Raw genomic sequence first — 5,530 nt, 5'->3', positions numbered from 1 at the left:
GCCCAGGCACGGCAGGGCCGACGATGGCGACGGAGCCGAAGCTATGCCGAACGAGACCGACCCCGCGGCGGTGGCCGCGGACCGGGCCGCGGCGGACAAGATCCGCACCGAGCTCGCCGAGCGGACCGCGGACCTGCAGCGACTGCAGGCCGAGTACGCGAACTACCGCAAGCGGGTGGACAGGGACCGGGCCGCAGTCCGTGAGCACGCCGTCGCCGGCGCGCTCACCGAGCTGCTGCCCGTGCTCGACGCCATCGGCCAGGCACGGGAGCACGGTGAGCTGTCCGGCGGCTTCAAGTCCGTCGCCGACTCGCTGCAGGCGGCGCTCACCAAGCTCGGGCTGGTCAGTTACGGCCAGCGCGGCGACACGTTCGACCCGAAGATCCACGAGGCGCTGACGCATAGCTACTCGCCGGACGTCACGGAGGACACCTGCGTGGAGGTCCTCCAGCCCGGCTACCGAGTAGGCGAGCGGATTCTCCGCCCGGCCAGGGTGGCGGTCGCGGAGCCCGCCACAGGGCCAGACGGAAGCAGCAACGACTAAAGAGCCCAGCGAGGCCAGATGAGCACGAAGGATTACCTCGAGAAGGACTACTACAAGACGCTGGGCGTGCCCAAGACCGCGAAGACTGCCGACATCAAGAAGGCATACCGCGACCTCGCGCGTAAGTACCATCCGGACGCGAACGCGAACAAGGGGAACGCGGACGCCGGGGAGCGCTTCAAGGAAATCACCGAAGCGTACAACGTCCTGTCCGACGAGAAGCAGCGCAAGGAGTACGACGAGGCTCGCTCGATGTTCGGCGGCGGCTTCCGGGTGCCGACTGGCACCAGGGGCGGTGCCGCCGGCGGTAGCACCTTCGACCTTGGCGACCTGTTCGGCGGCGACGGTCTTGGTGACGTGCTTGGCGGCATCTTCCGCGGCCGCGGCGGCACGGCGCAGAGCCGGGCGCGACGCGGCGCGGATGTAGAGACGGAAACCACGCTGCCGTTCGGCGATTCGATCGACGGCGCGACCGTGGCGCTGCGGCTGACCGGTGAGGGACCCTGTCCGGTCTGCCACGGCACCGGAGCCAAGGCAGGCACCGTGCCGCGGGTCTGTCCGGACTGCCAGGGCACGGGCCAGCAGAGCAGGAACCTTGGCGGCTTCGGAATGTCCGAGCCGTGCAAGACCTGCCGGGGCCGCGGCCTGGTGGTGGACGACCCGTGCCAGTCCTGCAGCGGGAGCGGCCGCGCGATGAGCTCGCGCACCATCCAGGCCCGGATACCCGCCGGCGTCGCCGACGGGCAGCGGATCCGGATTCCCGGCAAGGGCGCCCCCGGCGAGCACGGCGGCAGGAACGGCGACCTGTATGTCCGGGTTCACGTGAAACCGCACCCGGTCTTCGGCCGGAACGGTGACAACCTGACCGTCGCGGTGCCGGTGACCATCTCTGAGCTCGCGCTCGGGGCGGAGATCAAGGTGCCCACGCACCGCGGGCCCGCGGTCACGGTCCGCGTCCCGCCGGGCACCCCGAACGGACAGGTGTTCCGGGTTCCCGGGCGCGGTGTCCGCAAGAAGGACGGGACGCTGGGCGCCCTGCTCGCCACGGTCGACATAACCGTGCCGCAGGACCTGAACAGCAAGGCCCGGTCCGCGCTTGAGGACCTGCGCATCGCGACGTCAGGCACCGACCCGCGGGAGGAACTGCTCAAGCGGGCGAAGCAGAACTGAGTTTCACCATGAACAGCTGCAGAAGAGAAAGGAGATGACATGAGCAGCCCCTACGAGCTGTCCGACGAGATGCCCGTCTACGTCATCTCCGTCGCCGCGAACCTGTCCGGCATGCACCCGCAGACGCTACGCGGCTACGAGCGCGTCGGACTGGTCGCCCCGCGGCGCACCACCGGCGGCGGCCGCCGCTACTCGATGCGCGACATCCTCGCGCTGCGCGAGATACAGCGGCTGTCGCAGGAGGAGGGGATCAACCTCTCCGGCATCAAGCGGATCCTCGACCTCGAGCGCGAGCTCGAGCAGGCCAGGCTGATGGCGGCCGAGCTGCACGCCGAGGTGGCCCGGCTGCGGGAGGAACTCGAGTCCACCCGGGCGGTCGCGGCCCGGCTGGCCGAGCTCCGGCGGTCCAGGACCCCCGATCCGGCGGCCGCGCTGGTGCCGGTCCGCGCTTCTACCCGGGTGACGTTCTGGCACCCGGCGTCGCCGCAAGCGGGCGACGAGCACGACAAAAGTGAATAAGGCACAAAGGGGAACACACACCGATGGACTTCAAGCCCACTCGCAATAGCCAGGAGGCGCTGTCCATCGCGGCGCGGCGCGCCGCGGCGGACGGCAACCCACAGGTTGACCCGCTGCACCTGCTTGCCGCCCTGCTCGACCAGACCGGGGGCATCGCGGCATCACTGCTCAAGGCGGTCGGCGCCGATCCGGGCGTCATCGCCAAGGAGACTGCCGAGCACATCGCGCAGCTGCCGCAGATGCGCGGCTCGACCACCACCGCGCCGCAGCTGTCCCGTCAGCTGCTCGGCGTCATCAACACCGCGACGAACCGCGCCCAGCAGCTGGGCGACGAGTACGTCTCCACCGAGCACCTGCTCGTCGGCCTGGCGGCCGACGGAGGGCAGGCGGCCACGCTGCTGCGCGAGGCCGGCGCCACGGCTGACGCGCTGACAGAGGCGTTTACCCAGGTGCGCGGCAGCGCCCGGGTCACAAGCGAGGACCCGGAGGGCACCTACCAGGCGCTGGAGAAGTACGGCGTCGACCTGACCCAGCAGGCCAAGGACGGCAAGCTGGACCCGGTCATCGGCCGTGACTCCGAGATCCGCCGGGTGGTTCAGGTGCTGTCGAGGCGGACGAAGAACAACCCGGTGCTGATCGGCGAGCCCGGCGTCGGCAAGACCGCCGTCGTGGAGGGCCTCGCCCAGCGGATTGTGGCCGGCGACGTGCCCGAGTCGCTGCGCGGCAAGCGGCTGATCGCGCTTGACCTGGGCAGCATGGTCGCGGGCGCCAAGTACCGCGGTGAGTTCGAAGAGCGGCTCAAGGCCGTGCTCAACGAGATCAAGCAGAGCGACGGTCAGGTCATCACGTTCATCGACGAGCTGCACACCGTGGTCGGCGCCGGCGCGGCCGAGGGCGCGATGGACGCGGGCAACATGCTGAAGCCGATGCTCGCCCGCGGCGAGCTGCGCATGGTCGGCGCGACCACACTGGACGAGTACCGCGAGCGGATCGAGAAGGACCCGGCGCTGGAGCGCCGCTTCCAGCAGGTGCTGGTCGGCGAGCCCTCTGTCGAGGACACGATCGCGATCCTGCGCGGGCTCAAGGGCCGCTACGAGGCGCATCACCAGGTGCAGATCTCGGACGCCGCGCTCGTCGCGGCGGCCACGCTGTCCGATCGTTACATCACCGCCAGGTTCCTGCCTGACAAGGCGATCGACCTGGTGGACGAGTCCGCGTCCCGGCTGCGGATGGAGATCGACTCCTCGCCGGTCGAGATCGACGAGCTGCGCCGCATCGTGGACCGGATGAAGATGGAGGAGCTCGCGCTGTCGCGCGAGTCGGACGCCGCGAGCAAGGACCGGCTGGAGAAGCTGCGCGCCGACCTGGCCGACCGCCAGGAGCAGCTCACCGCGCTGACCGCGCGCTGGGAGCAGGAGAAGTCCGGCCTGAACCGGGTGGGCGAGCTGAAGAAGAAGCTCGACGACCTGAAGGGCCAGGCCGAGCGCGCCCAGCGGGACGGCGACTACGAGACGGCTTCGCGGCTGCTGTACGGAGAGATCCCCACCCTGGACGCGGAGATCGCGGAGGCAATCGCCACCGACCGTCCGGACGAAGACTCTGCTGACGCTGCGACCGGGATCCCGACCGCGGCGCCGATGGTGAAGGAAGAGGTCGGGCCTGACGACGTGGCAGACGTTGTGTCGGCGTGGACAGGAATCCCCGCCGGGCGGCTGCTCGAGGGCGAGACCGGCAAGCTGCTGCGGATGGAGGCCGAGCTCGGCAACCGGGTGATCGGGCAGTCCGCGGCCGTGCAGGCCGTCTCCGACGCGGTGCGCCGCGCGCGGGCCGGCGTGTCCGATCCGGACCGGCCCACGGGGTCGTTCCTGTTCCTCGGGCCGACCGGTGTCGGCAAGACGGAGCTGGCCAAGGCCCTGGCGGAGTTCCTGTTCGACGACGAGCGGGCGATAATCCGCATCGATATGAGCGAGTACGGCGAGAAGCACTCGGTCGCGCGCCTGGTCGGCGCGCCGCCGGGATACATCGGCTACGAGGAGGGCGGGCAGCTCACCGAGGCGGTGCGGCGGCGCCCGTACTGCGTGGTGCTGCTCGACGAGGTCGAGAAGGCGCACTCCGAGGTGTTCGACGTGCTGCTCCAGGTCCTGGACGACGGGCGGCTCACCGACGGGCAGGGCAGGACCGTGGACTTCCGTAACACGATCCTGATCCTGACCTCGAACCTCGGCTCGGCGTTCATCGCCGATGCGGCCCTGGATGACCGGGCGAAGCGGGAGGCGGTGCTCACCGCGGTGCGCGCGGCGTTCAAGCCGGAGTTCCTCAACCGCCTCGATGACGTGATCATCTTCGACTCGCTGTCCACGTCGGAGCTGACCAGGATCGTGGACCTGCAGGTCGATCGGCTGGCAGCGCGGCTCGCCGCCCGGCGGCTGCTGCTGACGGTGAGCCCGGCGGCCAGGGAATGGCTCGCGCTGACGGGGTTCGACCCGGTGTTCGGAGCGCGGCCGCTGCGCCGGCTCGTCCAGTCCGCGATCGGCGACAAGCTGGCGCGGGCCCTGCTGTCCGGCTCGATCACCGACGGGGACGAGGTCCTCGTCGACCTGGACCCTGCATCGGATGAGCTCACGGTCGGCTCGGCGGCGAAGGTCGCCTGAGTCAGTACTTTGTCCCTGGTTTCTGCTGCTCTGGCAGCAGAAACCAGGGACAAACCGTTTTCTGGGAGTTTGGGCCTCTGGGTCCGGGTCGGCCCTGGCGGTGGGTGGCGTCCAGCAGGGACAGGTCGTTGCCGGTGAGCGGCGGGGCGTCTTCGAGGGTGGGCTTACCGGGGGCGCTTCCAGAAAAAGTGGCGGTCCTCAGTACCGGGATCCCCGGCCCGCGGCCGGCTGAACTCGGTCAGCACGCGAATCGCCTCGTTCCAGAGCGCGTCGAGATCTGCGCCTGCGGGTGCCCCGGGCGTGTCGCACGCCCGGAGCTTGACGGCCAGTTCGGTCAGCCCGGCGAGTTTCCCGGTGCCAGCGGGCTCACCGGCCAGCCATGTGAGCAGCGTGTCGAGGCGGGTGGCCAGGTCGGCGAGGAACCGCAGCCGCTCGGCGGACGGCGCGTCCTGGGCCAGTCGCAGCGCGGTGATCTCATCAGCCACCTGATCGCGGGCCGCGAGCAGCCACGCGTCACGGTCGCGTTTGACGCGATCTCCGCCGAAGCCTAGGCGGCCCCGCGGGGTGGTACCCATGCCGGTCGCCGTCGAGCCGACCGGGTTGTTGCCAGGCCGCGGACCCGGCCGCGAGCCGTGCGGCGCGGACG

General features: G+C 70.4%; 4 protein-coding genes and 1 pseudogene. 4 read left to right on the top strand and 1 reads right to left on the bottom strand.

What is annotated here, in order from left to right; translation table 11 throughout:
* The 4 genes from grpE to clpB form a co-directional block, all read left to right on the top strand.
* A partial coding sequence (gene grpE, locus WA805_RS11420) for a nucleotide exchange factor GrpE (protein ID WP_422279424.1) occupies nucleotides 1-544 on the top strand: 544 nt, incomplete at its 5' end.
* An 18-nt stretch (nucleotides 545-562) separates the two neighbouring features.
* Entirely contained in the window at nucleotides 563-1,714 is a 1,152-nt protein-coding gene (dnaJ, locus tag WA805_RS11415) for a molecular chaperone DnaJ (RefSeq protein WP_422289868.1), read from the top strand.
* 39 nt (nucleotides 1,715-1,753) lie between these two features.
* The gene (locus tag WA805_RS11410) at nucleotides 1,754-2,233 is read left to right on the top strand and encodes a heat shock protein transcriptional repressor HspR (RefSeq protein WP_422279420.1); all 480 of its coding nucleotides are present in this window, start codon (nucleotides 1,754-1,756) and stop codon (nucleotides 2,231-2,233) included.
* 23 nt (nucleotides 2,234-2,256) lie between these two features.
* Complete coding sequence (gene clpB / locus WA805_RS11405) at nucleotides 2,257-4,884, top strand: ATP-dependent chaperone ClpB (RefSeq protein ID WP_425242327.1); 2,628 nt, start codon at nucleotides 2,257-2,259, stop codon at nucleotides 4,882-4,884.
* A 164-nt stretch (nucleotides 4,885-5,048) separates the two neighbouring features.
* Here the strand turns inward: clpB and WA805_RS11400 are convergent.
* Nucleotides 5,049-5,530: pseudogene (locus tag WA805_RS11400) on the bottom strand (hypothetical protein); the annotation flags it as partial.

The sequence above is a fragment of the Trebonia sp. genome, assembly GCF_049794275.1.
Classification (GTDB): Bacteria; Actinomycetota; Actinomycetes; order Streptosporangiales; family Streptosporangiaceae; genus Trebonia.
This window is presented reverse-complemented; position numbering and strand designations above follow the sequence as displayed.